At 73.8% G+C, this 25,216-nt stretch carries 21 protein-coding genes and 1 pseudogene; 5 read left to right on the plus strand and 17 right to left on the minus strand.

The window, feature by feature from the left end; all coding sequences use genetic code 11:
* Window positions 1–12: 12 nt before the first annotated feature.
* The 7 genes from JE024_RS00240 to JE024_RS00270 form a co-directional block, all read right to left on the minus strand.
* On the minus strand, window positions 13–1,149 hold the full coding sequence (locus tag JE024_RS00240) for an FUSC family protein (RefSeq protein WP_205371605.1): 1,137 nt from the start codon (window positions 1,147–1,149) through the stop codon (window positions 13–15).
* A complete protein-coding gene (locus JE024_RS00245; protein ID WP_205371606.1) occupies window positions 1,146–2,024 on the minus strand; it encodes an ABC transporter ATP-binding protein in 879 nt (292 codons plus the stop codon). Before JE024_RS00245 ends, JE024_RS00240 begins: the two co-directional genes overlap by 4 nt.
* On the minus strand, window positions 2,021–3,073 hold the full coding sequence (locus JE024_RS00250; protein WP_205371607.1) for a FecCD family ABC transporter permease: 1,053 nt from the start codon (window positions 3,071–3,073) through the stop codon (window positions 2,021–2,023). The genes JE024_RS00245 and JE024_RS00250 overlap by 4 nt, the downstream gene beginning before the upstream one ends.
* Window positions 3,070–4,113, minus strand: coding sequence for a FecCD family ABC transporter permease (locus tag JE024_RS00255; protein ID WP_205371608.1), 1,044 nt, complete (start codon window positions 4,111–4,113; stop codon window positions 3,070–3,072). Before JE024_RS00255 ends, JE024_RS00250 begins: the two co-directional genes overlap by 4 nt.
* Entirely contained in the window at window positions 4,110–5,156 is a 1,047-nt protein-coding gene (locus JE024_RS00260) for an iron-siderophore ABC transporter substrate-binding protein (RefSeq protein ID WP_205371609.1), read from the minus strand. Before JE024_RS00260 ends, JE024_RS00255 begins: the two co-directional genes overlap by 4 nt.
* A gap of 158 nt (window positions 5,157–5,314) precedes the next feature.
* On the minus strand, window positions 5,315–6,085 hold the full coding sequence (locus JE024_RS00265) for a helix-turn-helix transcriptional regulator (protein WP_205371610.1): 771 nt from the start codon (window positions 6,083–6,085) through the stop codon (window positions 5,315–5,317).
* A gap of 275 nt (window positions 6,086–6,360) precedes the next feature.
* Window positions 6,361–7,884 (minus strand): MFS transporter, encoded by a 1,524-nt coding sequence (locus tag JE024_RS00270; RefSeq protein ID WP_205371611.1) that lies wholly within the window; start codon window positions 7,882–7,884, stop codon window positions 6,361–6,363.
* A gap of 102 nt (window positions 7,885–7,986) precedes the next feature.
* On the opposite strand from JE024_RS00270, the gene JE024_RS00275 reads away from it, so the two are divergent.
* Complete coding sequence (locus JE024_RS00275; protein ID WP_205371612.1) at window positions 7,987–8,835, plus strand: helix-turn-helix transcriptional regulator; 849 nt, start codon at window positions 7,987–7,989, stop codon at window positions 8,833–8,835.
* Window positions 8,836–8,924: 89 nt separating this feature from the next.
* On the opposite strand, the gene JE024_RS00280 is transcribed toward JE024_RS00275, so the two are convergent.
* Window positions 8,925–10,457, minus strand: coding sequence for an MFS transporter (locus JE024_RS00280; RefSeq protein ID WP_280521540.1), 1,533 nt, complete (start codon window positions 10,455–10,457; stop codon window positions 8,925–8,927).
* A gap of 118 nt (window positions 10,458–10,575) precedes the next feature.
* Here JE024_RS00280 and JE024_RS00285 point away from each other — a divergent pair, with 118 nt between their 5' ends.
* The gene (locus JE024_RS00285) at window positions 10,576–11,517 is read left to right on the plus strand and encodes an NAD(P)H-binding protein (protein WP_205371613.1); all 942 of its coding nucleotides are present in this window, start codon (window positions 10,576–10,578) and stop codon (window positions 11,515–11,517) included.
* Here JE024_RS00285 and aroB read toward each other — a convergent pair.
* The 8 genes and pseudogenes from aroB to JE024_RS00325 all read right to left on the minus strand — a co-directional run.
* Window positions 11,508–12,587: pseudogene (gene aroB / locus JE024_RS00290) on the minus strand (3-dehydroquinate synthase); the annotation flags it as partial. The gene JE024_RS00285 and the pseudogene aroB sit on opposite strands and share 10 nt — an antisense overlap.
* Window positions 12,584–13,111 (minus strand): shikimate kinase, encoded by a 528-nt coding sequence (locus JE024_RS00295; RefSeq protein WP_205371615.1) that lies wholly within the window; start codon window positions 13,109–13,111, stop codon window positions 12,584–12,586. The gene JE024_RS00295 and the pseudogene aroB, both read right to left, overlap by 4 nt.
* Window positions 13,108–14,292: a chorismate synthase gene (gene aroC, locus JE024_RS00300; protein WP_205371616.1), complete on the minus strand. Its 1,185-nt coding sequence runs from the start codon at window positions 14,290–14,292 to the stop codon at window positions 13,108–13,110. The genes JE024_RS00295 and aroC overlap by 4 nt, the downstream gene beginning before the upstream one ends.
* Window positions 14,289–15,236 (minus strand): shikimate dehydrogenase, encoded by a 948-nt coding sequence (locus tag JE024_RS00305; RefSeq protein ID WP_205371617.1) that lies wholly within the window; start codon window positions 15,234–15,236, stop codon window positions 14,289–14,291. The genes aroC and JE024_RS00305 overlap by 4 nt, the downstream gene beginning before the upstream one ends.
* Window positions 15,236–16,519, minus strand: coding sequence for a 3-phosphoshikimate 1-carboxyvinyltransferase (gene aroA / locus JE024_RS00310; protein ID WP_205371618.1), 1,284 nt, complete (start codon window positions 16,517–16,519; stop codon window positions 15,236–15,238). Before aroA ends, JE024_RS00305 begins: the two co-directional genes overlap by 1 nt.
* On the minus strand, window positions 16,516–18,639 hold the full coding sequence (tkt, locus tag JE024_RS00315; protein WP_205371619.1) for a transketolase: 2,124 nt from the start codon (window positions 18,637–18,639) through the stop codon (window positions 16,516–16,518). Before tkt ends, aroA begins: the two co-directional genes overlap by 4 nt.
* Before the next feature lie 378 nt (window positions 18,640–19,017).
* A complete protein-coding gene (locus JE024_RS00320; protein ID WP_244882462.1) occupies window positions 19,018–20,232 on the minus strand; it encodes an IS701 family transposase in 1,215 nt (404 codons plus the stop codon).
* Between the two features lie 7 nt (window positions 20,233–20,239).
* Window positions 20,240–21,418 carry an IS701 family transposase gene (locus JE024_RS00325; protein WP_205371620.1) on the minus strand — a complete coding sequence of 393 codons (1,179 nt, stop codon included), beginning with the start codon at window positions 21,416–21,418 and terminating at the stop codon, window positions 20,240–20,242.
* Window positions 21,419–21,661: 243 nt separating this feature from the next.
* Here JE024_RS00325 and JE024_RS00330 point away from each other — a divergent pair, with 243 nt between their 5' ends.
* Together JE024_RS00330 and JE024_RS00335 are read left to right on the plus strand one after the other, a co-directional pair.
* Window positions 21,662–22,321, plus strand: coding sequence for a TetR family transcriptional regulator (locus JE024_RS00330; RefSeq protein WP_205371621.1), 660 nt, complete (start codon window positions 21,662–21,664; stop codon window positions 22,319–22,321).
* Window positions 22,322–22,454: 133 nt separating this feature from the next.
* Window positions 22,455–23,189, plus strand: a complete 735-nt coding sequence (locus JE024_RS00335) for an SDR family NAD(P)-dependent oxidoreductase (protein ID WP_205376271.1) — start codon at window positions 22,455–22,457, stop codon at window positions 23,187–23,189.
* A gap of 191 nt (window positions 23,190–23,380) precedes the next feature.
* Here JE024_RS00335 and JE024_RS00340 read toward each other — a convergent pair whose 3' ends face one another.
* The gene (locus JE024_RS00340) at window positions 23,381–24,370 is read right to left on the minus strand and encodes a ScbA/BarX family gamma-butyrolactone biosynthesis protein (protein WP_205371622.1); all 990 of its coding nucleotides are present in this window, start codon (window positions 24,368–24,370) and stop codon (window positions 23,381–23,383) included.
* A gap of 200 nt (window positions 24,371–24,570) precedes the next feature.
* On the opposite strand from JE024_RS00340, the gene JE024_RS00345 reads away from it, so the two are divergent.
* Entirely contained in the window at window positions 24,571–25,179 is a 609-nt protein-coding gene (locus JE024_RS00345; RefSeq protein WP_205371623.1) for a ScbR family autoregulator-binding transcription factor, read from the plus strand.
* The last annotated feature ends 37 nt before the right edge of the window (window positions 25,180–25,216 follow it).

Raw genomic sequence — 25,216 nt, forward strand, 5'->3', positions numbered from 1 at the left:
GCATCACCGCGGTCAGGCACGCGGGTTCGCGGTCCTGGCGGTGTGCTGGGAGAGCAGGCCCGCCAGCAGCATGACGAGCACTCCCATGCCCGCGCCGCACAGCGTCCAGAGCACCCGGTACCCTTCGGCGGCGTAGTCGGTCGGCTGCGGCAGATCGGTCAGGATGAGCACGCCCGCGGCGATGGCCGCGCAGTACAGGGCGTAGTTCAGGAAGCGGATCCCGATCCCGTGCATCAGCAGGATGAGCGCGACGACTTCGAGTCCCCGCTCCATCGCGAACAGCCGGATTCCGGTCTCACCGGCCGGCAGCAGGAGCAGCAGCGCGGCCGCGAGGGCGCCGATCAGGGCGCCGGAGAGGCGCTGCAGGGAGACCAGGGTGGCCTGCTCCAGGCTCGGCTTCATCGCGACGATGGCCGCGATCGGAATCCAGTAGCCGTGCGACAGGTCCAGCCCGAACGCGAGGGCGAAGGCGCCGGCGATGACCAGGGCGCGGATCACCGCGAACACGGCCACCGGTCCGGTCAGTTTCTTGCGTGAGGTGTCGCCGGGGAGCTCCGTGAACGGCTGGGGCAGGTCCCGGCGCCCGCGGATCAGCCATTCGGCGAACGTCAGGACGATCCACAGGGCTGCCCCGCCGGACCAGGCCAAGACCTGGCCCCAGGTGTGGTCGGTGATGCGGGCGTCCTGGTGGAGACCGTACGACAGCCCGACGGTGACGATGAACCAGATGTTGAGCAGCAGGGCGTTGACGAACCGGCGCACCCCGAACGCGACGGCCAGCCCGGCCGCCAGCGTGACTCCGAAGGCCGCGAGGGTCAGCCAGCCCCAGGCCTCGCCCCCGATGGCGAACCCCAGCGCGGTCACTCCCGCGCCCATCAGCGCGAACAGGGCGATGTGCGACGCCCGGTGCCCGTAGCCGCCGCCCGGGTCGGCCAGCGCCGCGAACATCAGGCCGAACAGCGCGCTGAGGAGGTACTGCTCGTGGCCGATCGCCCAGAAGACGATCATCGGCACCAGTGCGACGTCCAGGAACAGCACCGCGCGCGGCCAGTTGACGCCCGCGCGGTTCAGCCGGAACACCTTCGACAGCCAGTTCTTGGTCTTCCCCTCGTGCGCGGGCTGTGTGCCGTATCCGGTTGCGCTGCTCATGGCCGCTCTTCACTCACCCTGTCGCCGGTGCCCTTTCCCATCGTATGGTCCGTTGTGCCCGATGTCTCAGCGACGGGTGCGGAGTGGTGGCGGCCGATCGGGAGCACGAGCGGCTTCCCCGAGACGGGGTCCTCGATGACGCGGCTGTCCATGCCGTACACGGCCCGTACGGTGTCCTCGGTCATGACCTCCTCGGTGGTGCCGGCCGCGTGCAGCCGGCCGCCGGCCAGGGCGATCAGGCGGTCCGCGTACCGTGCGGCCAGGTTGAGGTCGTGCAGGACCATCACGATCGTGGTGCCGCGGGTGCGGTTGAGGTCGGTGAGCAGGTCGAGGACTTCGACCTGGTGGCTGATGTCGAGGAAGGTGGTGGGCTCGTCGAGGAGGAGCACGTCCGTCCGCTGGGCGAGGGCCATGGCGATCCAGACGCGCTGCCGCTGGCCGCCGGAGAGTTCGTCGACGGCCCGGCCGACGAGGTCCGCCGTGTGCGTGGCCTCCAGCGCCTGGGTGACGGCGGCGTCGTCCTCGGCCGACCACCGGGAGAAGGCCCGCTGGTGCGGGTGGCGGCCCCGGCCGACGAGGTCGAGCACGGTGATGCCCTCGGGGGTGACGGGTGACTGCGGCAGCAGCCCCATCGTCCTGGCGAGTTCCTTGGCCGGGAGTCGGTGCACCTCCTTGCCGTCCAGGACGACGCGGCCGGCCCGGGGGTGGAGCAGACGCGTCATGGAGCGCAGCAGCGTCGACTTGCCGCAGGCGTTGGCACCGACGATCACCGTGATCCTCCCCGGCTCCAGGGCGAGGTCGAGACCGTGGATGATGTCGCGGTCGCCGTAGCCGAGGGTGAGGTCCTCGGTGGTGAGCGAGTGGGACGCGGTCACAGTGAGCCTCCGGCCCGGTTGGTGCGTACGAGGAGGTACACGAGGTAGGGGGCGCCGAGGACGCCGGTGATGATGCCGACGGGGTAGCGGGTGCCGAAGGCGTACTGGCCCGTGAAGTCGGCCACGAGCACGAGCAAGGCGCCGACGAGGCCGGCCGGGAGGAGGAGGGAGTGTCCGCCGCCCACCAGCCGGGCGGCGATCGGCCCGGACAGGAACGCCACGAAGGCGATGGGGCCCGCGGCGGCGGTCGCGAAGGCGATCAGGCCCACGGCGGCGACGATGCCGACGAGCCGGGTGCGTTCGACGCGGACGCCGAGCGCGGAGGCGGTGTCGTCGCCGAGCCGCAGGGCGTTCAGGTTGCGGCCCTGGTGGAGCAGGACGGGTCCGAGGACGAGCAGGGCGACGACCGTGGGCACCGTCTCGTCCCAGGTGGAGCCGTTCAGGCTGCCGGTGAGCCAGCGCATGGCCTCCTGCAGGTCCCAGCCGCCCGCTTGGGAGAGCGCGTAGGAGGTGACGCTGTCGAGCAGGGCGGCCATCCCGATGCCGATGAGGATGAGCCGGGTGCCGGCGACTCCGTCGCGGAAGGCCAGGACGTAGACGAGGAGGGCGACGCCGAGTGCGGCGGCGATCGCGACGACCGACACCTGGGTGCCGCCGAGGGAGAAGGCGACGATGGCGACGGCGGCCGCGGCGCCGGCACCGGCGCTGATCCCGATGATGTCGGGGCTGGCCAGGGGGTTGCGGAGCATGGTCTGGAAGGTGACGCCGGCGACCCCGAAGCTGCACCCCGCCGTCACGGCCAGCACCGCTCTGGGCAGGCGGAGCCGGCCGACGGTGAAGGACGCGCCGGGCACGTCCTCTCCCATGATCACGCGGAGCACGTCGCGGGCCGGGTAGAAGGTGTGCCCGGCCATCAGGGTGACGGCGAAGGCGGCCAGGATGAGCAGCAGGAGCAGGAGCAGGAGGAGCCGGCGTCGGCTGTTGCCGCGGATGCGGGCCCGGCGGACCGCCCGCAGCGTCGCGGAGGTGCCGGCGGCGGGGGCGCTCACAGGGACGTGACTTTCTGTCGGCGGACGATGTGGATGAAGAAGGGGGCGCCGACGATGGCGGTCACGATGCCCACGTCGATCTCGGCCGGTCTGGCCACGACCCGTCCGATGACATCCGCGACGGTCAGCAGGACGGCGCCGCTGAGCGCGGAGAACGGCAGCAGGCAGCGGTGGTCGACGCCGATCAGGAGCCGGCAGGCGTGCGGGACGAGCAGGCCGACGAAGCCGATCGGCCCGACGGCGGCGGTCGTGGCGCCGCAGAGGATCACGGCGCCGAGGGCGGCGCCGGCCCGCACCAGCGCGACCCTTTCTCCGAGTCCCGCTGCCAGATCGTCGCCCAGGGCCAGCGAGTTGAGCGAGCGGGCCGAGGCGAGGCAGATGACGAAGCCGGCGAGGAGGAAGGGCGCGACCGTGCGGAGCTGCTCGTACGACGCGCCGCCCACGGTGCCGACCTGCCAGAGCCGGAAGGTGTCGCCGATGTCGGTGCGCGGCAGGACGACGGCGCTCACGAGTGAGGCGAGCGCGGCGGAGATCGCCGCGCCGGCCAAGGCGAGTTTCAGTGGCGTGGCGCCGCCGCGCCCCAGCGAACCGACGGCGTACACGAAGACCGCGCTCACGGCTGCGCCGGCCATCGCCACCCAGATGTATCCGGATGCCGATGCCAGGCCGAAGTAGGCGATGGCGGTGACCACGGCGAGCGAGGCGCCCATGTTGACCCCGAGGATGCCGGGGTCGGCCAGCGGGTTGCGCGTGACCCCCTGCATGACCGCCCCGGCGATGCCCAGTGCGGCGCCGGCGACGGTGGCGAGCAGGGTGCGGGGGATGCGCTTGGCGACCGCGGCTTCCTCCAGGGTCCCCTCCGCCCCGCCCAGGGCCGACCAGAGGTCGGACCAGGCGACGGTGCGCGAGCCGAAGGCGAGCGAGGCGACGGCGGACACCGCCAGGACGCCGACGAGCACGAACAGCCAGATCACCCTCGTGCGCGCCGGACGCCGTGCGGGGGCGGCGTCCGGCGGGCTCAGGGTCTCGATGACGGTCATTCCGCCTTTTCCGCGGCCTTGGCGAGTTCCTTGAGGTAGTCGTCGAGGACGTACGAGATCGACAGCGGCGTCGGGTTGGCCGCGGTGGCCAGGGGTGTGCTGTCGGGCAGCAGGTACACGGAGCCCTGCTGGACGGCCTTGAGCTTGGAGGTCAGCGGGTCCTTCTTCAGGGCGTCGAGCAGCTCGTTCCTGCTGTCGCCGTAGCCGGTGACGATGTCGACGTCGTTGAAGTCGTCGATGTGCTCCGCGCTCTTGCTGAGGACGAACTTCTTGGTGTCCTTGGAGGCGTCGGTGATGCTGCCCGGGATCTTCATGCCGAGGTCGGTGAAGAACTGGGTCCGGGTGTCGTGCGTGGTGTAGAAGCCGACCTCGCTCACGTCCTTGGACGAGACGTGGGTCATGAACATCGCCGACTTGCCCTTGAGCTGGGGGTACTTGGCGGCGGTCTCGGTGATCTGTCCCTCGATGCGGCCGATGAGCCGGTCGCCCTCGGTTCCGAGGCCGATCGCCTTGCTGTTCTGGCGGATGATGTCGCGCCACGGGGTGGCCCACGGCGCGTCGGGATAGGCGACGACGGGAGCGATCTGGCTGAGGGTCTCGTAGTCCTGCTCGGTCAGTCCTGAGTACGCGGCGAGGATGACGTCCGGCTCGGTGTCCGCCACCGCCTCGAAGTCGATTCCGTCGGTCTCGTCGAACAGGACGGGGGTCTTGGCTCCGAGTTCCTTCAGGCGGCCCTCGGTCCAGGGCAGTACGCCGTCGTTGTCGTCGTCGCCGAAGGTGGCCTTGGCCATGCCGACCGGCACCACGCCGAGTGCGAGCGGGACCTCGTCGTTGGCCCAGTTCACGGTGGCGACGCGCTGAGGCTTGGCGGGTATCTCCGTGGTGCCGAGCGCGTGCTCGATCGTCATCGGGAACTGCCCCGAGGCGGCGCCGCCGGCCGCGCTGCCGTCCTTGCCGTTGTCACCGCTCTCGCCACCGCAGGCGGTCAGACCGATCAGGAGGGTGGCTGCGGCGGCGCAGACTCGTAGGCGCGGAGTGCTCATGGGAACGGGGCATCACTTTCGCTCGTCACACTTAGGTAAGGCTTACCTGAGCAGACTATGAAGTTGTCGCGCGCGGCGCAATCAAGCATCTGCGACAGCGTTTGTAGCGATCGGGACACACCGAGCGCCTCGACCGGCGCTCCCGGCGCTCCGGTGGGTCAGCCGGGGCGGAATCTGCCCGACGTGATGCCCGTGGTCCTGCGGAAGGCCGCACCGAACGCGCTCGCCGAGCTGTAGCCGACCTCCTCTGCCACCTCCTCGGCGTCGGCGCCCCGGGCCAGGAGTTGCACTGCGTGCTGCGCGCGCACCGTCGCGACCCACCGGGCGAAACCGGTACCCGTCTCCGCCCGGAAGGCCCGGGTCAGCGTCCGGGCGCTGCAGCCGAGTTCGGCCGCCCAGCTCGCGAGGGTGCCCTGATGGGCGGGCGTCCTGCGCACCGCGTCGACAACCGGCCGCAGCAGCGGCGACGTCGGAAGCTGCACCAGCAACGCCCGTGCGGAGGGCCGGAGCACGTCGAGGACCATGGCCTCGGTCACTCCGCGCGACGCCTGCGGCAGGTCCGCCTCGTCGAGCCGCTCCAGGAGGAGCCGCAGCAAGGGATCGATGTCGACGGGAACGGGCTCGTCGGGCAGCGCCGACCGGGTGCCGTGCCGGAAGAAGTGCGCGCGGTAGACGGTGCCGGCGACCGCCGAGGCCGTGTGCAGCCGCCCGGCCGGCATCCACAGCCCGAGGGTGGGGGTGATGCACCACACCCGGTTGCCGACCACCACCGTCGACGCCCCGCGCTCGTTCCAGAGCAGCTCGTGCCAGGGGTGCGAGTGCTCGTTCCACTCGGTGTCGTCGGCGACGACCTCCGCGTACCCCTTGATGACGAAGGGGACGTCCACCTCGCCGGCCGCGTGTGACGGAAGTTCCCTGGTGACGCGCATGACGGCAGCCTAGCCACCGGGCCGGGGGCGCCGGCGTCCGCCGGGTGCTGGGAGCGACTGACGTCGGCACCGGCATTGGCATTGGCACCGGCGGTGACGACGAGGGTGCCGTCGACGATGCCGGAAGGAGGACCGGGGCCCTCGCCTCCTGGTAGGGCCCGGCGAGCGCGCGGAGTCCGGCCGCCGGTCCGGCCCGGTCACGTCCCCGTACAGGGGAAGCGGGGCACGTGACCGGGCCGGGCGGTGGGCGGGACAGGGGCCCCGGCGGCGGGCGGTCAGATCTTGCCCGCCAGCGGTTCGGGCGCGGTGTCGGTGGCGGGGTCCGCGGGGAGGTCGTCGGCGGGCCGGCGGGAGAGCCAGCGCAGGGCGGCGGCGCCGAGTGCGGCGTGCAGGACGCTGGCGACCACGACGGCGGCGTGCAGGCCGGTGACGAAGGCGCCCTTCGCGTCGCTGAGGGCCGCGGGGAGGAGGCCGGGCAGTCGCAGTGTCTCGTCGAGGGTGGGGGCCAGGTCGGGGCCCTGGAGGCGGAAGAGCAGGGCGGCGAGGGATCCGAGGAGGGCGATGCCCAGGGCGTTGCCGATCTCGTTGCTGGTCTCGGCGATCGCTCCGGCGGAGCCGGCGCGTTCGGCGGGCACCGCGCCGACGGCGGTGTCGGCGACGACGCTGAAGGAGATGCCGTATCCCACGCCCGCGATCACGGTGGAGGCGACGTACCAGCCGACGCCACCGGTGACGGTGGTGGGCAGGAGCAGCAGAAGCCCGCCCGCGACGGTGAAGTGGCAGGCGACGAGGGCCTTCTTCTTGCCGATCCGTTCGACGAAGGCCGGTGTCACGATGCAGGTGAGGGTGAGGACCGCCGCGCCGGGAAGTGCCAGCAGCGCCGCGTGCAGGACGCTGAGACCGAGGACCGACTGGAGGTAGATGCCGGACAGGTAGGCCGCCGCCGACCACGCCGCCAGCGGCAGCAGTCCGGTGATGATGGCGATGGTGAAGGTGCGGTCGCGGAAGAGGGAGAAGTCGATCAGCGGGTGTTCCAGGCGGCGCTGGCGGAGTGCGAAGTACACGAGGAGCGCGACGCCGGCGGCGCCCGCGAGGACGGCGGGGACGGAGAAGCCCTCCGCGGCCAGGTGCTTCACGCCGTAGATCGTCAGCAGCAGGCCGGCCGCGGAGGCGACGACGCTGAGCGGATCGACGCGGCCGGTACGGGTGGCCCGCACCTCGCGGAGCAGGATGGGCGCGAAGACCAGGAACAGCGCGATCACGGGGAGGTTGACCAGGAACACCGAGCCCCACCAGAACGGCCCGAGCAGTGCGCCGCCGACGACGGGGCCGATGGCGAAGCCGGCCGCGAACGCGGCGGCGAAGATGCCGACGGCGCGCCCGCGCTGGCGGGCGTCCGGGAACAGCTCGCTGAGCACCGCGAGGGCCGAGGGCAGCAGGGTCGCGCCGGCGACGCCCATGAGCGCCCGGCAGGCGATGAGCGTCTCCGCGTTCGGGGCGAAGGCCGCACCCGCGGATCCGGCGCCGAAGACGGCCGCGCCGGTCATCAGCAGCCTCAGGCGGCCGTAGCGGTCGCCGATGCTGCCGAAGGCGACGAGGAGGGAGCCCACGGCGAAGCCGTAGATGTCCAGGATCCACAGGGCCTGGCCGGCGGTGGGCGAGAGGGCGTCGGTGATGCTCGGCATCGTCAGGAAGAGGATCGAGCCGTCCATCGAGACCAGCAGGACCGGGCCGAGGATGACCACGAGTCCGAGCCAGGCCCGCGGCCCCGGCGGCGTGTGCGCACTGTGTCGGTTCATGCCCTTCACGCTCCGGCACCCCCGGGCCGGCAGCCATCCCCACGCCGTGGGTACACCCGACAGGTACACCCACGCGCGGCGGGAGCGTTCTAGTCTCGGTGCATGGAGAGCCTCGGAACGTTCCTCAAGAACCGCCGGGACCGGGTCACTCCGGACCAGATCGGCCTGCGCACCTACGGCACCTCCCGCCGGGTCCCCGGCCTGAGGCGCGAAGAACTCGCCCAGCTCGCCGGTGTGAGCGCGGGCTACTACACCCGTCTCGAACAGGGGCTGGCCGAATCGGCGTCCGATCAGGTGCTCGACGCGCTGGCCCGGGTCCTCAGGCTGGACCAGGTGGAGACCCTCCACCTGCACAACCTGGCCCGGCAGTCGGCCAAGCCCGGCCTGAGCGAACCGCCCCCCGAGGAGCCCCATCCCCGCGTCCTGAGTCTCCTGGCGTCGCTGGACGAGGCCACTCCCGCCATCGTCCTCGGCAGGCGGGGGGACGTCCTGGCCTGGAACCGCACCGGGCACGCACTCGTCGCGGAGCATCTCCCCCACGAGGCGCCGCACACCGCGGACACGCGTCCCTCGATCCCCCGGATGTTCTTCCTCGACCCCCACACACGGGCGATGTACCGCAACTGGCACGACCTCGCACGGGTGCACGTCGCCTATCTGCGCCTGACCGCGGGCCGCTATCCAACCGACGCCCGGCTCGCCGCGCTGATCGGCGAACTCACCATGCACAGCGACGACTTCGCGACGATGTGGGCCACCGGCGACGTCTCCGACTGCACCACGGGGGCCGTGTATCTCCGCCACCCCACGACCGGTGCCCTGAGCATCGACTACCAGGTGTGGCTCCAGCCCGACAGCCCCGACCACCGGGTCGAGATCTACACCCCCAACGACACCGCCACCGCCGACGCCCTCCACCTCCTCGTCCCCGGCACCCACCGCCCGAAGTGAGCCGGCAGCAACGCCGAGCGGCGCCCGCACCGGGGCGGGCGCCGCACGAAAGGGGCCGGTGCCGGGGAGCGCCCCCGGCACCGCGTGTCTCAGGGCGCCACCTTCTCCTCCTCGCCGGTGAGCCCGTCGCGCGTGAGCCCCTCGCCGGTGGGCTCCTCGGCCGGCGCACCCCGCTCCTCACGCGGCAGCCACCGCACGGCGAGCAGGCCGAGGGCGAAGGTGAGGGCGGCGGCGACGCCGATCGCCGCGTGCAGACCCGTGACGAAGGCCTCCTTGGCCTGATCCGCGTCGGCGGCCGACAGGCCGGGAGCGCTGAGCGTGGTGTCCAGCGTGCCCGAGACGTCGGGGCCCTGGAGCCGGAAGACGAAGGCGGCGAGCGAGCCGAGCAGGGAGATGCCGAGCGCGTTGCCCAGCTCGTTGCTCATCTCCGCGATCGCGCCGGCCGAACCGGCACGCTCCGCGGGGACCGCCGCGACCGCGGTCTCCGCCACCAGGCTGAAGGAGAGCCCGTAGCCGACGCCCGCGACGACGGTGGAGGCGACGTAGAAGACCACACCGCCGTCGGTCCCGGTGAAGAGCAGCAGCGCGAGCCCCGCGGCCATGAAGAAGTGCGAGGCGATCAGCGCGGCGCGCTTGCCGATCCGCTCCACCACACCGGCCGTCCCCACGCAGGCGACGGTGAGCACGGCGGCGCCCGGCAGGGCGAGGAACGCCGCGACGAGCACGCCGTACCCGAGCGCCGACTGGAGGTACACGCCGCTGAGGTAGCCGGCCGCCGCCCAGGCGACCAGGGACAGGAGTCCGGTCAGCACGGCGACGGTGAAGACCCGGTCACGGAAGAGGCCCAGGTCGAGCAGCGGCTCCTCCAGGGTGAGCTGGCGGCGCACGAACCAGACCAGGACGGCGACACCGAGCGCGCCGATGGCGAGCTGCTCGACCGAGAAGCCCTCGGCGGCGGCGGACTTGACGGCGTAGACGGCGAGCAGGATGCCGATCGCCGACTGCGCGACGCTCAGCGCGTCCACCCGGCCGGGCCGGGCCTCGCGGACGTCCTTGAGGAACCTGGGGGCGAACGCCAGGAAGACCGCCACGATCGGGAGGTTGATCAGGAAGACCGAGCCCCACCAGAAGCGGCTGAGCAGCAGACCGCCGACGACCGGTCCGACGGCGAAGCCCGCCGCGAAGGTGGCCGCGAAGATGCCGATGGCGCGGGCGCGCTGGCGGGCGTCGGGGAAGAGGCTGCTGACGATGGCGAGCCCGGAGGGCAGCAGCGTCGCGCCGCCGAGGCCCATCAGCGCCCGGGAGGCGATGAGGATCTCCGGGGTGCCGGCGAAGGCGGCGCCGGCCGATCCGATGCCGAACAGGGTCGCCCCGCCCAGCAGGAACCTCAGCCGGCCGTGCCGGTCGCCGAGGTTGCCGAACGCGATGAGGAGTGAGGCCACCACGAAGCCGTAGATGTCGACGATCCACAGCGCCTGGCCGGCGCTCGGCGAGATGGCGTCGGTGATGCTCGGCATCGCGAGGTAGAGCACCGAGTTGTCCATGGCCACGAGCCCGACCAGGCTCAGGACGAGGGTGAAGCCGAGCCAGGCCCGGCGTGGTGTCGAGCTGCGCGCAGTCACTGTGGTTCCTCCATGACGAAAAACATAGGATTGATTATTCTCTTTTGGGTGAATGAACACCCGGGGACACGACGTGGCGACGACACGCCACGCGGGGAGCAGGAACAGGGAGCGGGAGATGGGCCGAGAGACCTTGCGGATCGCACTGACCGGCGCGACGGGGAAGGTGGGGGGCCGGGTGGCCGAGCTGCTGGCCCCGCACCACGACCTGCGCTGCCTGACCCGCTCCCCCGAGCGGGCGGTCCGCCGGGGGGTGCCGGGACTGGCCGTGGAGGCGGATCTGGACGATCCCGCCTCGCTGACGCGGGCCCTGGCCGGGGCGGACGCCCTGCTGGCGGTGACGTTCGACCCCTTACGGGACACTCATGACGCGCACCTCCTCGCCGCCGCCCGACGGGCCGGGGTCCGGCACGTCGTCAAGGTCTCGGCCCTCGCGGTGACCGACCCGCGGGCGCAGGACGCGATCACGCGCTGGCAGCGCGCGTGCGAGGAGCGCGTACGGGCCTCGGGGATGTCCTGGACGCTGCTGCGCCCCCGCGCGTACATGTCGAACTGCCTGGGATGGGCGGACGGCGTGCGCGACGCCGGCGTGGTGCGCACGCGGCACGGCGGCTCGCTGAACGCCTGCGTCGATCCCCGGGACGTCGCCGCGGCGGCCGCCCGGGCCCTGACCTCTCCCCGGTGTGCCGGGCGGAGTTACGCGCTGACCGGCCCCGAGGCCCTCTCCGCTCGCGAGCAGACCGCGCAGCTGTCGGAGGTGCTGGGCCTGCCGCTGCGGCACGAGGAGCTGACCGGGGCGCAGGCCCTGCGCGCTTGGCGTGCCCGTTTTCCCGACGAGCTCGCCCAGGCGCTCCTGGAGAGCACGGAGCTCCAGGCCCTCGGCGGCAAGAGCGCGGTGAGCGGCGGTGTGCGGGAGGCGACCGGCCGGGATCCCCGGACGTTCCGGTCCTGGGCGCGGCGTCATGTCGCCGCCTTCCGGCCGGAGGCCGTGACGGCCCCGGCGGCGTTGACCGCCCCGGCGGGGCCGCCGGTGGGTGCGGCGGCGACGCCCTCCGTGTAGGCGGCGCGGAGCAGGTCCGGGCCGGGGCCGGCGAGGACGGCGGGCTCGGCGAGCCCGTCGAGGACGATGAAACGCAGCAGGTCGCCGCGTGTCTTCTTGTCGATCCTCATGGTGTCCAGCAGCCGGGGCCACTGGTCGCCGCGGTAGGTGACCGGCAGGCCCACGGACTGGAGGACAGTCCGGTGGCGGTCGGCGGTGGCGTCGTCCAGCCGGCCGGTGCGACGGCCCAGTTCGGCGGCGAACACCATGCCGACGCTGACCGCCTCGCCGTGGCGCCACCGGTAGCGCTCGTTGCGTTCGACGGCGTGGCCGAGGGTGTGCCCGTAGTTGAGGAACTCCCGGCGGCCGGCTTCCCGGAGGTCCTCGGAGACGACCTCGGCCTTGACCCGCACCGCGCGTTCGATCAGCTGCGCGGTGTGCGGTCCGGCCGGGGTGCGGGCCGCCTGCGGGTCGGCCTCGACGAGGTCCAGGATCGCGGGGTCCGCGATGAAGCCCGCCTTGATCACCTCGGCGAGCCCGCCGGCGTAGTCGTCGGCCGGCAGCGAGTCGAGCGCCGCCAGGTCGCAGATCACCCCGGCCGGCGGGTGGAAGGCGCCGACGAGGTTCTTGCCCTCGGCGGTGTTGATCCCGGTCTTGCCGCCGACCGCGGCGTCCACCATGGCCAGCAGGGTGGTCGGGACGGCGATCCAGCGCACGCCGCGCAGCCAGGTCGCCGCCACGAACCCCGCGAGGTCGGTGGTCGCGCCGCCGCCGACGCCGACGATCGCGTCGCCGCGGGTGAACCCGGCCCGGCCCAGCGCCCGCCAGCAATGGGCGGCGGCTTCCGCGGTCTTGGCCCGCTCCGCGTCCGGTACCTGAAGGAGTGTCACCTCGTAGCCCTGCGCGGCCAGTTCGGAGCGGACCGCCCGCGCGGTGCCGGCCACCGCCCCGGGGTGGAGGACGGCGACGCGGCGCGCCGTTCCGAGCATCGGGCCCAGTGCGGCCGGCAGCCGGTGCCCGATCAGCACCTCGTACGGGTCCGTCCCGGCACCGGCGCCGACGGGGACGCGGACCGCGGCGGCGGCGGTCATGACGCAGTCCCGACCGGCGGGCCCGTGAGGGCGGCGAGGACCGCGTCGGCGACCTGGCCGGGGGTGCGGCCGTGGGTGGACACCACGCTCCGGGCCACGGACAGGTACAGCGGGCGCCTGACGGACATCAGTTCCAGCCACTGCTCGGAGAAGTTCTCCCGCAGCAGCGGCCGGGAGCCGTTGCCCCGCAGCCGGTCGCGCACGTCGCCGAGGGCGGCGTCCAGGAAGACCACCGGGAGTCCGCGCAGCGCCGCGCGGGTGCCGGGGTGCACGACGGCGCCGCCGCCGAGGGCGACGACACCGGAGTGCTCGCGCAGTGCCGCGGCCGCCACCTCGTGCTCCAGGGAGCGGAAGTGCGGCTCGCCCTGCTCGGCGAAGATCCGGACGACGGAGCGGCCGGTGATGCGGACGATGTCCTCGTCGGTGTCCCGTGCCGTCGTCCCGGTGCGGTCCGCGAGGATCCTCGCGACCGAGGTCTTGCCCACGCCGGGAGGCCCGACCAGCACGGCCAGGGGGGAGGTCATGCGATCTCCAGGTGGTCGAGGAAGCCGGTCACGTTGCGACGGGTCTCGGTGGTGCTGTCGCCGCCGAACTTCTCGGCCACCGCGTCGGCCAGCACGAGCGCCACCATCGCCTCGGCGACGATCCCGGCGGCCGGCACAGCGCACACGTCGGAGCGCTGGTGGTGGGCGGCGGCGGCCTCACCGGTGGTGACGTCCACGGTGGCCAGGGCGCGCGGCACGGTGGCGATCGGCTTCATCGCGGCCCGCACGCGCAGGAGTTCCCCGGTGCTCAGGCCGCCCTCGGTGCCGCCGGAGCGGCCGGAGGAGCGGCGGATGCCGTCGGCGGTGGGCACGATCTCGTCGTGCGCCCGCGAGCCCGGCACCCGTGCCAGGCCGAAGCCGTCGCCCACCTCCACGCCCTTGATGGCCTGGATGCTCATCAGGGCGCCGGCGAGGCGGGCGTCCAGCCTGCGGTCCCAGTGCACGTGCGAGCCGAGCCCGACGGGCAGCCCGTGGGCGACGACCTCGACGACGCCGCCCAGGGTGTCGCCGTCCTTGTGGGCCTGGTCGATCTCGGCGACCATCGCCTTCGAGGCGTCCGCGTCCAGGCAGCGCACCGGGTCCGCGTCGAGGCGCGCCACGTCGCCGGGCGCGGGCACCGTGCCGTGCGGGGCCCGCGCGGCGCCCAGCTCCACGACATGGCTGACGATCTCGGCGCCCACCGTCTCCCGCAGGTACGCACGGGCGACCGCGCCGAGTGCCACGCGGGCGGCCGTCTCCCGTGCGCTGGCCCGTTCGAGTACGGGACGCGCCTCGGCGAAGCCGTACTTCTGCATGCCCGCGAGGTCGGCGTGGCCCGGGCGCGGGCGGGTCAGGGGGGCGTTGCGGGCCGTGCGGAGCAGGGCCGCGGGGTCGACCGGGTCGGCCGCCATCACCTGCTCCCACTTCGGCCACTCGGTGTTGCCCACCATGACGACGACCGGGGAGCCCAGGGTGCGTCCGTGGCGCACCCCGCCGAGGAAGGTCACCTCGTCCCGCTCGAACGTCATGCGCGCGCCGCGTCCGTGGCCCAGGCGCCGCCGGGCCAGTTCGCCCGCCACCGCCTGCGTGGTGACGGGCACGCCGGCGGGCAGGCCCTCCAGTGTCGCGACGAGGGCGGGTCCGTGGGACTCCCCCGCCGTGAGCCAGCGCAGTCTGCTCATCGTGTGCCCGCTTTCCTCGAGTGCTGGTGGCCGTCGGTGCCCGCAGGGCCGTGGCCGGTGTGTGGTCGACCGCCGTGGGCGGTGGGTCGTGCGTCCGCCGGGGCCGCGAGGGCCCGTGCGGCGGCGGCCCGCATCGCGTCGAGCGGTGCCGTGGGGCAGCCCGTGAGGAGCTCGACCTGGCGTGCGGCCTGGCGGACCAGCAGGCCGAGGCCGCCCGCGGCCACGCCGCCGGCGCTCCGCCAGGCCCCTGCCAGGGCGGTCGGCCACGGGTCGTACAGCACGTCCAGGAGCACTCCCGGCGGCGAGGGGACGGCCGCGGCCAGTCGGTCGGTGGCGCCGCGGGGGGTGGTGGAGACGACCAGGGGCGCGCGCAGCCCTTGGTCCGCCCGGTCCCAGGGGGCGGTGCGCACCGCCAGACCCAGGCGCTCGCCGCAGGCGCGCAGCTCCGCCGTGCGGGCGGCGTCGCGGCCGTAGACGGTCACCTCGTCCGCGCCGTGTGCGTGCAGCGCCGCGAGCGCCGAGGCGGCGGTCGCGCCGGCGCCGAGCAGGGCCGCGGACACGCCCTTCGGCACGCCCAGTTCGGCCAGGACGGCGGTCATCCCGGGGACGTCGGTGTTGTCACCGGTGCGCCGCCCGTCCGGGTGGAGCAGGACGGTGTTCACCGCCCCGACCGCGGCGGCGAGGCCGCTCACCTCGTCGAGCAGCGGGAGCACGGCGCGCTTCAGCGGCATGGTGAGCGACAGGCCGGCCCAGTCGGGCCCCAGCCCGTCCAGGAACGCGCCGAGCCGGTCCCCGGTCACCTCGTAGCGGCCGTACGTCCAGCCGGTGAGGCCGAGCGCCGTGTGGGCCGCGCGGTGCAGGCGGGGCGAGAGGGAGTGCGCGATGGGCGAGCCGAGGACCGCCGCCCTGCGCCGCGCGGGCGCCGTGACCGGTTCCGTGGCCATCAGGGGCGCTCCGGGACGGTGTAGTCGGGGAAGAGCCGGGCCATTTCGCCGTGGAAGCCGGGGAAGGTCTTCGTCACGCAGTAGGGGTCGTCGAGGGTCAGCGGGACGCGCGCGGCGAGGCCCAGGACGGAGAAGGCCATGGCGATCCGGTGGTCGCGGTGGCAGGCGATCCGGGCGGGGCGCGGGGTGCCGGGGTGCACGACGACCGAGTCCTGCGTCTCGTCCACCCGGATGCCGCAGGCGCGCAGGTTCTGCGCCACCGCGGCGATGCGGTCCGATTCCTTGAACCGGGCGTGCCGCACGCCCCGGATGGTCACGGGGGCGTCGGCGAGCGGGGCGACGGCGGCGAGGGTCATGAAGGTGTCCGAGATGTCGCCCATGTCGAGGTCGAAGCCGCCGCGCACGGTGCCTGTGCCCGTCACGGAGACGGCGCTGTCCGTGATCTCCACCTCGGCGCCCAGGGCGCGGAGCGCCTCCGTGAACCGCAGATCGCCCTGGACGCTGCGCCCGCACAGCCCGGGCACCGTCACGCGGTGGCCCGTCACCGCGGCCGCGGCGAAGACGTACGAGGCGGTGGAGGCGTCGGGTTCGACGACGAGGGCGGTGGCCCGGTAGCCGCCGGGCCGTACCTCGATCACACCGCCGGCGGTCTCCTTGACGTCGGCGCCGAAGCGCCGCATCAGGGACAGCGTCATGTCGAGGTAGGGCCGGCTGACCGAGTCGCTCAGGTCGGCCCGGACCGGCTGTCGCATCAGCGGGGCGGCCATCAGCAGCCCGCTGAGGAACTGGCTGCTCATGGAGGAGTCGACCGTCAGTTCGCCGCCCTCCAGCCCGCCGGCGCGGACGGTGAGCGGGAGGCGTCCCGGGACGGGGGCGTCCAGGCCGGCGCCGAGCCCGGCCATGGCCCGCATCAGGGGGCCCAGCGGGCGGGCGCGCAGCTGTGCGGAGCCGTCGAAGGTGAAGGTGCCCACGCCCGTCGCGCTGTACGGGGGCAGGAACCGGGCCGCCGTGCCCGCGTCCGCGCACCACACCCGTGCCGTGCCGACGGGGCCGCGGCCGGTGCCGGTCACGTCCCAGTACTGGTCGCCGGGGCTGGGGGCGACCCGTGCTCCGAGGCCGGTGACGGCCTCCCGGAACGCGAGGGTGTCCTCGCTGATCAGCGGGGCCCAGAGCCTGCTGGTGCCGGGGGCGGCGGCGGCCAGCAGCAGGGCCCTGGTGGTGATGCTCTTGGAGCCCGGGACGCGCGCGGTCAGCGGACGCGGCCGGGACGGCTGCCGCGTCATCGGCGGGCCGCCCGTGCCACGGCGTTCTCCGCTTCGGCGGCGATCGCTTCCGGGGTGAAGCCGAACTCGCGGAAGAGCAGGGCGCCGTCCGCCGAGGCCCCGAACCGCTCCAGCGAGATCACGCCGCCCGCCTCGCCCGCGATGCGCTCCCAGCCGAGGCCGATGCCGGCCTCGACGGTCACCCGGGCGCGCACGCCGGGGGGCAGCACCTCGTCGCGGTAGGCGCGGTCCTGTTCCATGAACCACTCCAGGCAGGGCAGCGACACCACGCGGGTGGGGATGCCCCGCTCCTGGAGCAGCTCGCGCGCGGCGATGGCGAGCGCGACCTCGGAGCCGGTGGCCACGAGCAGGGCCCGCGGCGCGCCGCCCTCGGCCTCGCGCAGGACGTAGCCGCCGCGCGCGGCCCGCGCGTCGGGGGCGAGGACGGGCAGGCCCTGGCGGGAGAGCACGAGTCCGTGCGGGGCCGGGTCGGTGCGGCGGCGGCGCAGGATCTCCGCCCAGGCCGTCGCGGTCTCGTTGGCGTCGGCGGGGCGGACGACGTTCAGGCCGGGGATCGCGCGCAGGGAGGCGAGGTGTTCGACCGGCTGGTGGGTGGGGCCGTCCTCGCCGAGCCCGATCGAGTCGTGGGTCCACACGTAGGTGACCGGCAGCCGCATCAGCGCGGCGAGCCGCACGGCGGGGCGCATGTAGTCGGAGAAGACCAGGAAGGTGCCGCCGTAGACGTGGGTGGAGCCGTGCAGCACCACGCCGTTCATCACGGAGGCCATGGCGTGCTCCCGGATCCCGAAGTGCACCGTGCGGCCGTACGGGTCGGCCTGCGGCAGGGGGTTGCCGGCGGGCAGGAACGAGGAGGCGGGGTCGATCGTGGTGTTGTTGGATCCGGCGAGGTCGGCGGAGCCGCCCCACAGCTCCGGCAGCAGCGGCCCCAGGGCCGCGAGCACCGCGCCGGACGCCGCGCGGGTCGCCACGGTGGTGCCGGCTTCGAACGAGGGGAGCTTGTTCTCCCAGCCCGCCGGTAACTGCGCCCGGGTGATGCGCTCGTACTCCGCGGCGCGGGCGGGGTGGCTGTGCTGCCAGTGCGCGAACCGCGCGTTCCAGGCGGTGCGTTCGGCGCGGCCGCGGTCGAGGGCGGTGCGGGTGTGGGCGAGCACCTCGTCCGGGACGTGGAAGGTGAGGCCCGCGTCGAGGCCGAGCAGCGTCTTGGTGGCCGCCACCTCCCCGTCGCCGAGCGGGGCGCCGTGGGCGGCGGCGGTGCCGCGGGCGCGGGGTGCGGGCCAGGCGATGACGGAGCGCGCGGCGATCAGGGAGGGTCTGCCCCGCTCCCGCTGCGCCGCGAGGAAGGCGTCGTGCAGGGCGACGGGGTCCAGGTCCCCGTCGGGCCCGGGCTCGACCCGCTGCACGTGCCAGCCGTAGGAGGCGTACCGCTGCTCGACGTCCTCCGAGATCGCGGTGGCGGTGTCGCCCTCGATGGAGATGTGGTTGTCGTCCCAGAGCACGACGAGGTTGCCCAGCTTCTGGTGACCGGCGAGGGACGACGCCTCGGCGCAGACGCCCTCCTGGAGGTCGCCGTCGCCCGCGACGACCCAGACCGTGTGGTCGAAGACGGACGCGCCGTCCGGGGCGCCGGGGTCGAACAGGCCGCGCTCGTAGCGGGCGGCCATGGCCATGCCCACCGCGTTGGCGACGCCCTGTCCGAGCGGCCCGGTGGTGGTCTCCACCCCGGGGGTGTGGCCGTGCTCCGGGTGTCCGGGGGTGCGGCTGCCCCGGCGGCGGAACTCCTTCAGGTCGTCCAGGCTCAGCGGATAGCCCGCCAGCATCAGCTGGACGTACAGGAGCGCGCTGGCGTGGCCCGCCGAGAGGACGAAACGGTCCCGGCCGGCCCAGCCCGGGTCGGCGGGGTCGTGGCGCATGACCTTCTGGAACAGGACGTGGGCGACCGGTGCGAGGCTCATCGCGGTGCCGGGGTGGCCGTGCCCGGCGTGCTGCACCGCGTCCATCGCCAGGGCGCGGGCGACGTCGACGGCCCGCTGGTCGAGGGCGGTCCACTGTGCGGAGCGCCGGAAGGTGTCCTCGGCACGCCGCGTCGGCTGCTCCGGTGCGGTCTGCGGTGGTGACTGCATGGGTGTCGTCCCTACGGAGTTCGGCGGTCCGGGAGAACCGCGGGAGTGGTCGGGAGGCGGTGCGGAACAGCACGGTGCGGAGCTGCTGCGGGAAGCGGGTCCGGGGGGAGGTCCCTCTCCGGGGGCCGGCCTCGGGGCCGGGGCGGCGGCGGAGCGCCGGGCGGTCGGGGCCGGTTCGCGAGGAGGCCGGCGGCGGTGCCGGGCCGTTCCCCGGCCGCCCCTCAACGCTAGGGGCCCGGCGGGCGTGGCCCAAGGCGGACTTCGATAACGGGGGCCCGCACGGCGCGGCGGGCGGGGATCCGGTGACCGCGGCCGTCCGGACGACACGTGGCGGGGGCTCTCGCCTCCCGCGCGGTGCCCGCCCGGTCAGGGCGGTCGTCAGCCCGCGGCACGGGGGAGCTGCCGGGTCCGGCCGTCCAGGACGGCGACGGCGTGGGCGACGGAGGCGAGGGTGACGTGCCGGTGCCAGCCCTGGAAGGAGCGCCCCGTGAAGTCCCGGATGCCCACCCGCTCCGCGACGCCGGCGCAGTCCTCGCCCACCCGGTGGGTGAGCTGTCTCAGGCGGGTCAGGTGCTCCAGCGGGAGTGCGGTGAGGTTGGAGAGCCACAGCTCGCCCGGCCACGGGGCGCCGTACGTGCCCATGCCGAGGAGCACCAGGGGCCGTGGGGCCGGGTGCTTGCCCTGCCCCGGGAGCCGGGGCAGGGCCACGCGTACGTGGGCCGCGAGGGGGGTGTCCTCCCCCGCGCCCGGCGTCGGGGGCGCCCCCGGTACCGGCCGCCGCAGGGTGCGGGCCAGGCCCATGATCCGGTGCGCGGTGAGCGTGGTCTGCTCCCTTCCGGCCGGGGCGAGATCCGTCGCGACGAGCGGGGTGTCGGGTCCGACGCGCACCAGGAGCGGGAGGTGTCCGGCGGCGGTCAGTTCGAGCAGCGGTTCGGGAGCCTCGCCCAGGTCGAGGACGGTGGGCCGGGCCCGCAGGCCCCAGCCCGCCGCCGTCTGACGGGCGGCCTCGACCGCGCATTCGGCCAGGCCCTCCGCGCTCGCTCCCTCCGGGATGGCCGCCTGCGAGCGCCGCGGGGCGTCCCTGAGCCAGGAGGAGGACAGCTGCAGGCGCCAGTTGACGGGGACGCTCGCGGACTCCGAGGCCGCCCAGACCCCGATGGCGCGCTGCGCGTTCAGGGTCTGCCCGAGGGCCGGCGAGTAGTGCCGCTCCACACCGACGGAGTTGCGCCCGGCCTTGGGGATGGTCATGGGAGCCACCACCCACGCCCGGGTCGGCAGGGCGGTCTCCACGGCCTCGGCGAGTGCCCGGCGGATGGGCATCCAGTCCCAGGTGGAGTCGCAGATGAAGTGGTGCAGGTTCTGCTCGGACACGTCGTCCCCGAGCAGGTTGGCGATGTTGCGTATCGACTTGCGTCCCCGGATGGACAACAGGCCGTTCAGGTACTGGATGCCCTTGCGGCGCTGGTCGCTGCGCGGGAGCGAGGCGAACACCTCGGAGGTCAGCTCGGCGAGCACCGTGTCACGGGATGCCGAGACGGGCGGAGCCGGTCTCGGGCGGCCGGCGCGTACGTCGTACGGATGTAAATCGATCATGGCGTCCTCACTGTTGCCCGAGGGCGGACCGTTCGGTCTCCAGGCGGCGGTAGAGGTAGGCGGCGGAGGCCAGCGTCATGTGGTGATGCCAGCCGGGGAAGGAACGGCCCTCGAAGTCGAGGAGCCCGAGCTCGTTCTGGACGTCCCGGACGGCGGCCTCGGTCACCGAGGTGCGCCGCGCGAGGGCCCGGACACCGGCCGGTTCGTCACGGAGCGAGGTGACCCAGTACCAGGAGGGCCGTCCCGGTGAGGCGGAGACCTCCGCCACGAGCCGGTGGGTCTGGTGCACGGCGGGCGCGGTCCGGCCCGGCGGCAGCAGGCGCACCACGGCCGACACCGTCTCCGGGCGGCCGGGCAGCGCGGTGGGCGTCCTGCGGCGGCGGGCCGCCACCAGGCTCTCCGCGTCGCCGGCGGGGGCGAAGGACGAGGACGGGCGGGAGCCGTGGGGCGTCGTCCCGGCGAGCGGCTGCCCCGGCGGCACCTCGACGACGAAGTCCCTGCCCCTGCGGGTGAGATGGGCTGCCACCTGGTGCGCGTACGGGGCGAAGTCGCGGCCCAGCACCAGGGGGACGGACTCGGCCACGCCGGCGGCGGCGAGCTCCTCGGTCATCTCCAGGACGAGCGCCCAGGCGGGCCGGGGCCGCACTCCGTCCGGGATCCGCGCGCGCCGGCGGCGTTCGGGGTCGCCGCACCAGGTGTCGTCGAGGAGGAGCCGCCAGGCGACCGGGATGCTGCTCCCCGGGCCGGACAGGAACAGACCGATCCCGACCTGGCAGTTCACCCGCCGGCCGGTGCCGGGCAGGACGCCCGGCCGCAGCCCCACCGAGTGGCTGCCCCGCTTGCGCAGCAGCACGGGCTTCGCCGTCCACACCGCGTCGGGGATCAGCTCCGCGGCGATCCGGGCGAGCTCCACCCGCGCGGGCCCCCAGTCCCAGGGGCTGGAGGTGATGAACTGCTGCAGCGCCTGCGGAGCGGTGTCGGACAGGTCGAGGTTCTGGGCCATCCGGCGCACCGTCTTGCGGCCCGATGTGCTCAGCAGCCCCCGCAGATACGCGGCCGCCCAGCGGCGCTGGTCGCTGCGGGACAGATACCCGAAGACCCGCTCCCCGTAGGCGGCCAGGCCTTCCGGGCTGCCGTCCCGAGCGCATCGCGGTGCGCTCAGCACGGCAGTGGCCTGTGCGGACATGACTGTCTCCTTGGTCGATGCGGAGCGGCCGGAGCCGCCGACCTAAAACATAATGATGATTCTTCTTCTTTGGAAGTCCGAGAGTGCCCTGCGGGTACAACTTCGTCAACTCGCCGTTGTGGACGGCACAGGAGCCATGGAGCGTTGGGACCTGACCCATGAACGGCCGATGAACACGAACAGGAGGTCGCGGTGGCACCGGACACAGGAGGACCGAGGGCTGCACGGCAGCAGGAGAGGGCCGTGCTGACCCGAAGCGCCCTGCTGGACGCCGCCGCACGCGAGGTCGACGCGCACGGCTACGGCTCCGTGGCCATGCGCCACGTCGCGCGGGCGGCCGATGTCACGACCGGCGCGCTCACCTTCCACTTCCCCACGAAGAGCGACCTGTTCGCGGAGGTCGCCGAGCTCGGTCTCACCCGGATGAGGGAACGGGCCGACGAGGTCGCACGGCTTCCGGTGGCACCGCTGCGCAGGATCTCCCTGCTCGTCCTCGCCCTGCTGGAGCTGCTGCACGACGACGTCGTGGCCCGCGCGGCCGTACGGCTCTCACGGGAGCTCCCGGGCACCGGCGACTGGTCGGACTCCTGGCTCCCGGTGGGCCGGGAGATGCTGCGAAGGGCCGACGAGGCGGGGCAGTTGCGGGAGGGGGTGACGCCCGACGCGGTGGCGGAGATGACCTTGCACCTGGTGGCGGGGACGGAGATGTGCGCACACGGCGGCGCCCCGGCCTCCGACGTTGGTGACGGCGACGGGGGGGCCGGGGGCGGGGCCGGCGGGGCGCGCTTCGCCGCGCTCTGCGACCTGCTCCTCTACGGCGCCTCGGCCCTCCGGCCGCCCGGTCCGGCCCCGGACCCGCCCCGTACGGCATCGCCGCGGACTGCTTCTGGCGAAAACACATAAGAAGCATTATTCTTTTCTTCGTCAGCGGGGGGCGGTGCTCGACGCCATCCTCCCGGGGGGTGGGAAGAAGCAGTCCAGGGGAGCGATGACCGACATGACCAGGGGCACAGGCTTACTGCGGGACAAGGTCGTCATGATCACGGGAGCGTCCAGCGGGATCGGCGCGGCGGCCGGGCGGGTGTTCGCGGCCGAGGGCGCGACCGTGGTCCTCGTGGCGCGGCGCGCGGAGAAGCTGCACGAACTGGCCGCCGAGATAACGGCGGCAGGAGGCCGCGCGATGGTGACGGCCGGGGACGTGACCAGGGAGACCGACATGGCGCAGGCGGTCGCCGGGGCGGTCTCCCGGTTCGGGCGGCTGGACGGCGCCTTCAACAACGCCGGGCACACGGCGGCCGGGGGCCTGCTGCACGAGACGGACCCCATGGTCTTCGAGCAGGTCATGGACGTGAACGTCAGAGGCGTGTGGAACTGCATGCGCCACCAGATCCCCGCGATGCTCGGCTCCGGCCGCCCGGCGGCGATCGTGAACACCTCCAGTGTGGCAGGGGTGCTGGCCGCCGGGGCGTCATCCGCCTATGTCGCGGCCAAGCACGCGGTCCTGGGCCTCACCCGGGCGGCCGCCGCCGAGTACGGGGTACGCGGAGTGCGCGTGAACGCCCTGGTGGTGGGCAGCACCCGCACCGAGATGATGGACCAGGTCCTCAAGGACGTCCCCGCCCTGGAGGAGGCGTTCGTCGGGCGCTCGGTCCAGAAGCGGATGGCCGCGCCCGAGGAGATCGCGCACAGCGCCGCCTGGCTCTGCAGCGACCGGGCGTCCTTCGTCACGGGCACCGCGATGCCGGTCGACGGCGGCTGGACCGCCGCCTGACACCGCACGGCCGGCGGCCCGCACTCCCCCACCGGGGCGGGTGCGGGCCGCTTCGTGGTTCCGTCGTTTCGCCGCTTCGCGGCTTCGTGGCTTCGTCGCCTCGTGGCTTCGTCGCTTCGTGGCTTCGTGGCTTCGTCGCTTCGTGGCTTCCGGGAGAACGCGGGAGGTGAGGGGCCGCCACCGCCCGGCGCCTACACCGGGGACGCCACCAGCAGCGCGCCGTCCTCCCGGGCGCCCGGGAGGACGGCGGAGAGCCGCTCCGGCCGCCGGGCGAGCCGCACCGCCGCCGACAGGCACCGGACGCCGTTCTGCCACAGGGCGACGTCCGCGTCGCGGTGGCCGTCCGGGGCCGGGTCCGCCAGCACCGCCTCCACCCGGCACGGCGCGTCGAGTTCGACGTAGCGATGGAAGGCGGTCTCCATGCCGGCGACCGACAGGCGGTGGCCGGCCGGCAGCATGAGCGCGGCCTGCCGGGCGGCCTCCAGGAGGAGCAGACCCGGCGCGTGGTCGAGCGGGTGGTCGAAGAAGAGGGGATGCGCGGTGTCCACCCGCAGCAGCCAGTCGAGGCCGTCCGCGGGGCTGAGGACCACGTCGCGGCACCGGGTGCGCCCGAGGACGGACGGCGGGATCGGCGCGGCCGGGGCGGGCGGCAGGACGGCGACGGCGTCGGGGGTCGCGTATCCCGCCCGCAGCCGCTCGTAGACGGCCGGGGACTGCACGGTCAGGCGCGTGGTGCACGCGGCCAGCGGACTCCCGCCCTGCACCACGGAGATGGACAGCGTCAGCGCCGACACCCGCGGGCCCCGGCGCGCCGACTCCAGGCAGGTGACGCGGAGTTCGAGCCCTCCCGAACGGTCTCTGGCCGTCAGCGCCGCCGGCGTCAGCTCGTATCTGAAGGTGTCCCAGAGCAGGCGGTACCCCAGGGGGATGGCGTACCCGCTGTGGCACAGCAGAGGCAGGGACTGGCGCACCGTCTCGGTGAGCAGCAGCGGGTCGAGCGCGGTCGTCCCGGTGGCGTAGCATCCGTGCGCCTCGGGCCAGTGGGCCGAGACGACGAAGCCGTCGCTCCCCGCGGGCCGTAAGCCGGTCAGGAGCACTTCGGCGGGGCGGGCTTTGTGGACGAGCTCCCCGGACACGAACACGGGACGCGGAGCGAGGGTGGCGGCACTGGTGCTAGGCATAGGTACTCCCGGAAGGTACGGATACGAAGCGCATGTGCACACGCGCCGAGAGGTCAGTGCGGCGCGAGCGGAGACGAAAGGCCAGGTGGGCGCGGTCAGCCTGGACGGCGCTGGCCCTGGGAGATAACATAAGGATTATTCTTTTTTTTGTCTAGGTCGTACCGACCGGCTCACGCGAGAGGCATGGGGTGGAACGTCAGATGCAGGAACGAGCAGTCCACACGCGCGAATTGCTGCTTCGTGCGGCGGCGGAGGAGTTCGACGCCGCCGGGTACGCCAGCACGGGGCTCAGCAAGATCGCGAAGCGGGCCGGTCTGACGGTGGGAGCCCTGTACTTCCACTTCGAGTCGAAGGAGGGCCTCGCCAAGGCGGTGATGCGGGCGCAGCCGCAGAGCATCGAGCCGCATCTCGACAGCGAGGGGCTGCAGCGCCTCGTGGACATCACCCGGGTGTGGGCGCAGCAGCTCCTGCGCGATCCGCTGCTGCGCGCCGGCGTGCGGCTCTCGGTGGAGCAGGGCGGCTTCGGCGTCCAGGACATCACCTCCTTCCTGCAGTGGCGGGACACCATGGAGGAGTGTCTGCGTGACGCGCGCGAGAGCGGCGAGCTGCTCCCCCGGACCGACCCGGCGCGGGTGGCCGAGTTCATCGTCAGCGCGTGTACGGGCGTGCAGTTGTACGCGCAGCTGGTGAACGGGCGCAGGGACCTGCCGGAGCGCACCGTCGAGATGTGGCGGCTGCTGCTCCCGGGGATCGCCACGCCCGGCACGCTGCCCCGCATCGACCTCGCGCCGTGGCCCGGCGAGTCCTGACCCACGGCTCACCGGGCCCGGCACGCCGCCCCGTCCG

This window comes from Streptomyces zhihengii, from assembly GCF_016919245.1.
GTDB classification, from domain to species: domain Bacteria; phylum Actinomycetota; class Actinomycetes; order Streptomycetales; family Streptomycetaceae; genus Streptomyces; species Streptomyces zhihengii.

Excerpts from the sequence above, each read along its gene's own strand:
- JE024_RS00240 (WP_205371605.1), bottom strand. The coding sequence starts at position 1,149 with ATGAGCAGCGCAACCGGATACGGCACACAGCCCGCGCACGAGGGGAAG.
- JE024_RS00255 (WP_205371608.1), bottom strand. The coding sequence starts at position 4,113 with ATGACCGTCATCGAGACCCTGAGCCCGCCGGACGCCGCCCCCGCACGG.
- JE024_RS00260 (WP_205371609.1), bottom strand. The coding sequence starts at position 5,156 with ATGAGCACTCCGCGCCTACGAGTCTGCGCCGCCGCAGCCACCCTCCTG.
- JE024_RS00265 (WP_205371610.1), bottom strand. The coding sequence starts at position 6,085 with ATGCGCGTCACCAGGGAACTTCCGTCACACGCGGCCGGCGAGGTGGAC.
- JE024_RS00270 (WP_205371611.1), bottom strand. The coding sequence starts at position 7,884 with ATGAACCGACACAGTGCGCACACGCCGCCGGGGCCGCGGGCCTGGCTC.
- JE024_RS00275 (WP_205371612.1), top strand. The coding sequence starts at position 7,987 with ATGGAGAGCCTCGGAACGTTCCTCAAGAACCGCCGGGACCGGGTCACT.
- JE024_RS00285 (WP_205371613.1), top strand. The coding sequence starts at position 10,576 with ATGGGCCGAGAGACCTTGCGGATCGCACTGACCGGCGCGACGGGGAAG.
- JE024_RS00295 (WP_205371615.1), bottom strand. The coding sequence starts at position 13,111 with ATGACCTCCCCCCTGGCCGTGCTGGTCGGGCCTCCCGGCGTGGGCAAG.
- aroC (WP_205371616.1), bottom strand. The coding sequence starts at position 14,292 with ATGAGCAGACTGCGCTGGCTCACGGCGGGGGAGTCCCACGGACCCGCC.
- JE024_RS00305 (WP_205371617.1), bottom strand. The coding sequence starts at position 15,236 with ATGGCCACGGAACCGGTCACGGCGCCCGCGCGGCGCAGGGCGGCGGTC.
- aroA (WP_205371618.1), bottom strand. The coding sequence starts at position 16,519 with ATGACGCGGCAGCCGTCCCGGCCGCGTCCGCTGACCGCGCGCGTCCCG.
- tkt (WP_205371619.1), bottom strand. The coding sequence starts at position 18,639 with ATGCAGTCACCACCGCAGACCGCACCGGAGCAGCCGACGCGGCGTGCC.
- JE024_RS00320 (WP_244882462.1), bottom strand. The coding sequence starts at position 20,232 with ATGATCGATTTACATCCGTACGACGTACGCGCCGGCCGCCCGAGACCG.
- JE024_RS00325 (WP_205371620.1), bottom strand. The coding sequence starts at position 21,418 with ATGTCCGCACAGGCCACTGCCGTGCTGAGCGCACCGCGATGCGCTCGG.
- JE024_RS00335 (WP_205376271.1), top strand. The coding sequence starts at position 22,455 with ATGATCACGGGAGCGTCCAGCGGGATCGGCGCGGCGGCCGGGCGGGTG.
- JE024_RS00340 (WP_205371622.1), bottom strand. The coding sequence starts at position 24,370 with ATGCCTAGCACCAGTGCCGCCACCCTCGCTCCGCGTCCCGTGTTCGTG.
- JE024_RS00345 (WP_205371623.1), top strand. The coding sequence starts at position 24,571 with ATGCAGGAACGAGCAGTCCACACGCGCGAATTGCTGCTTCGTGCGGCG.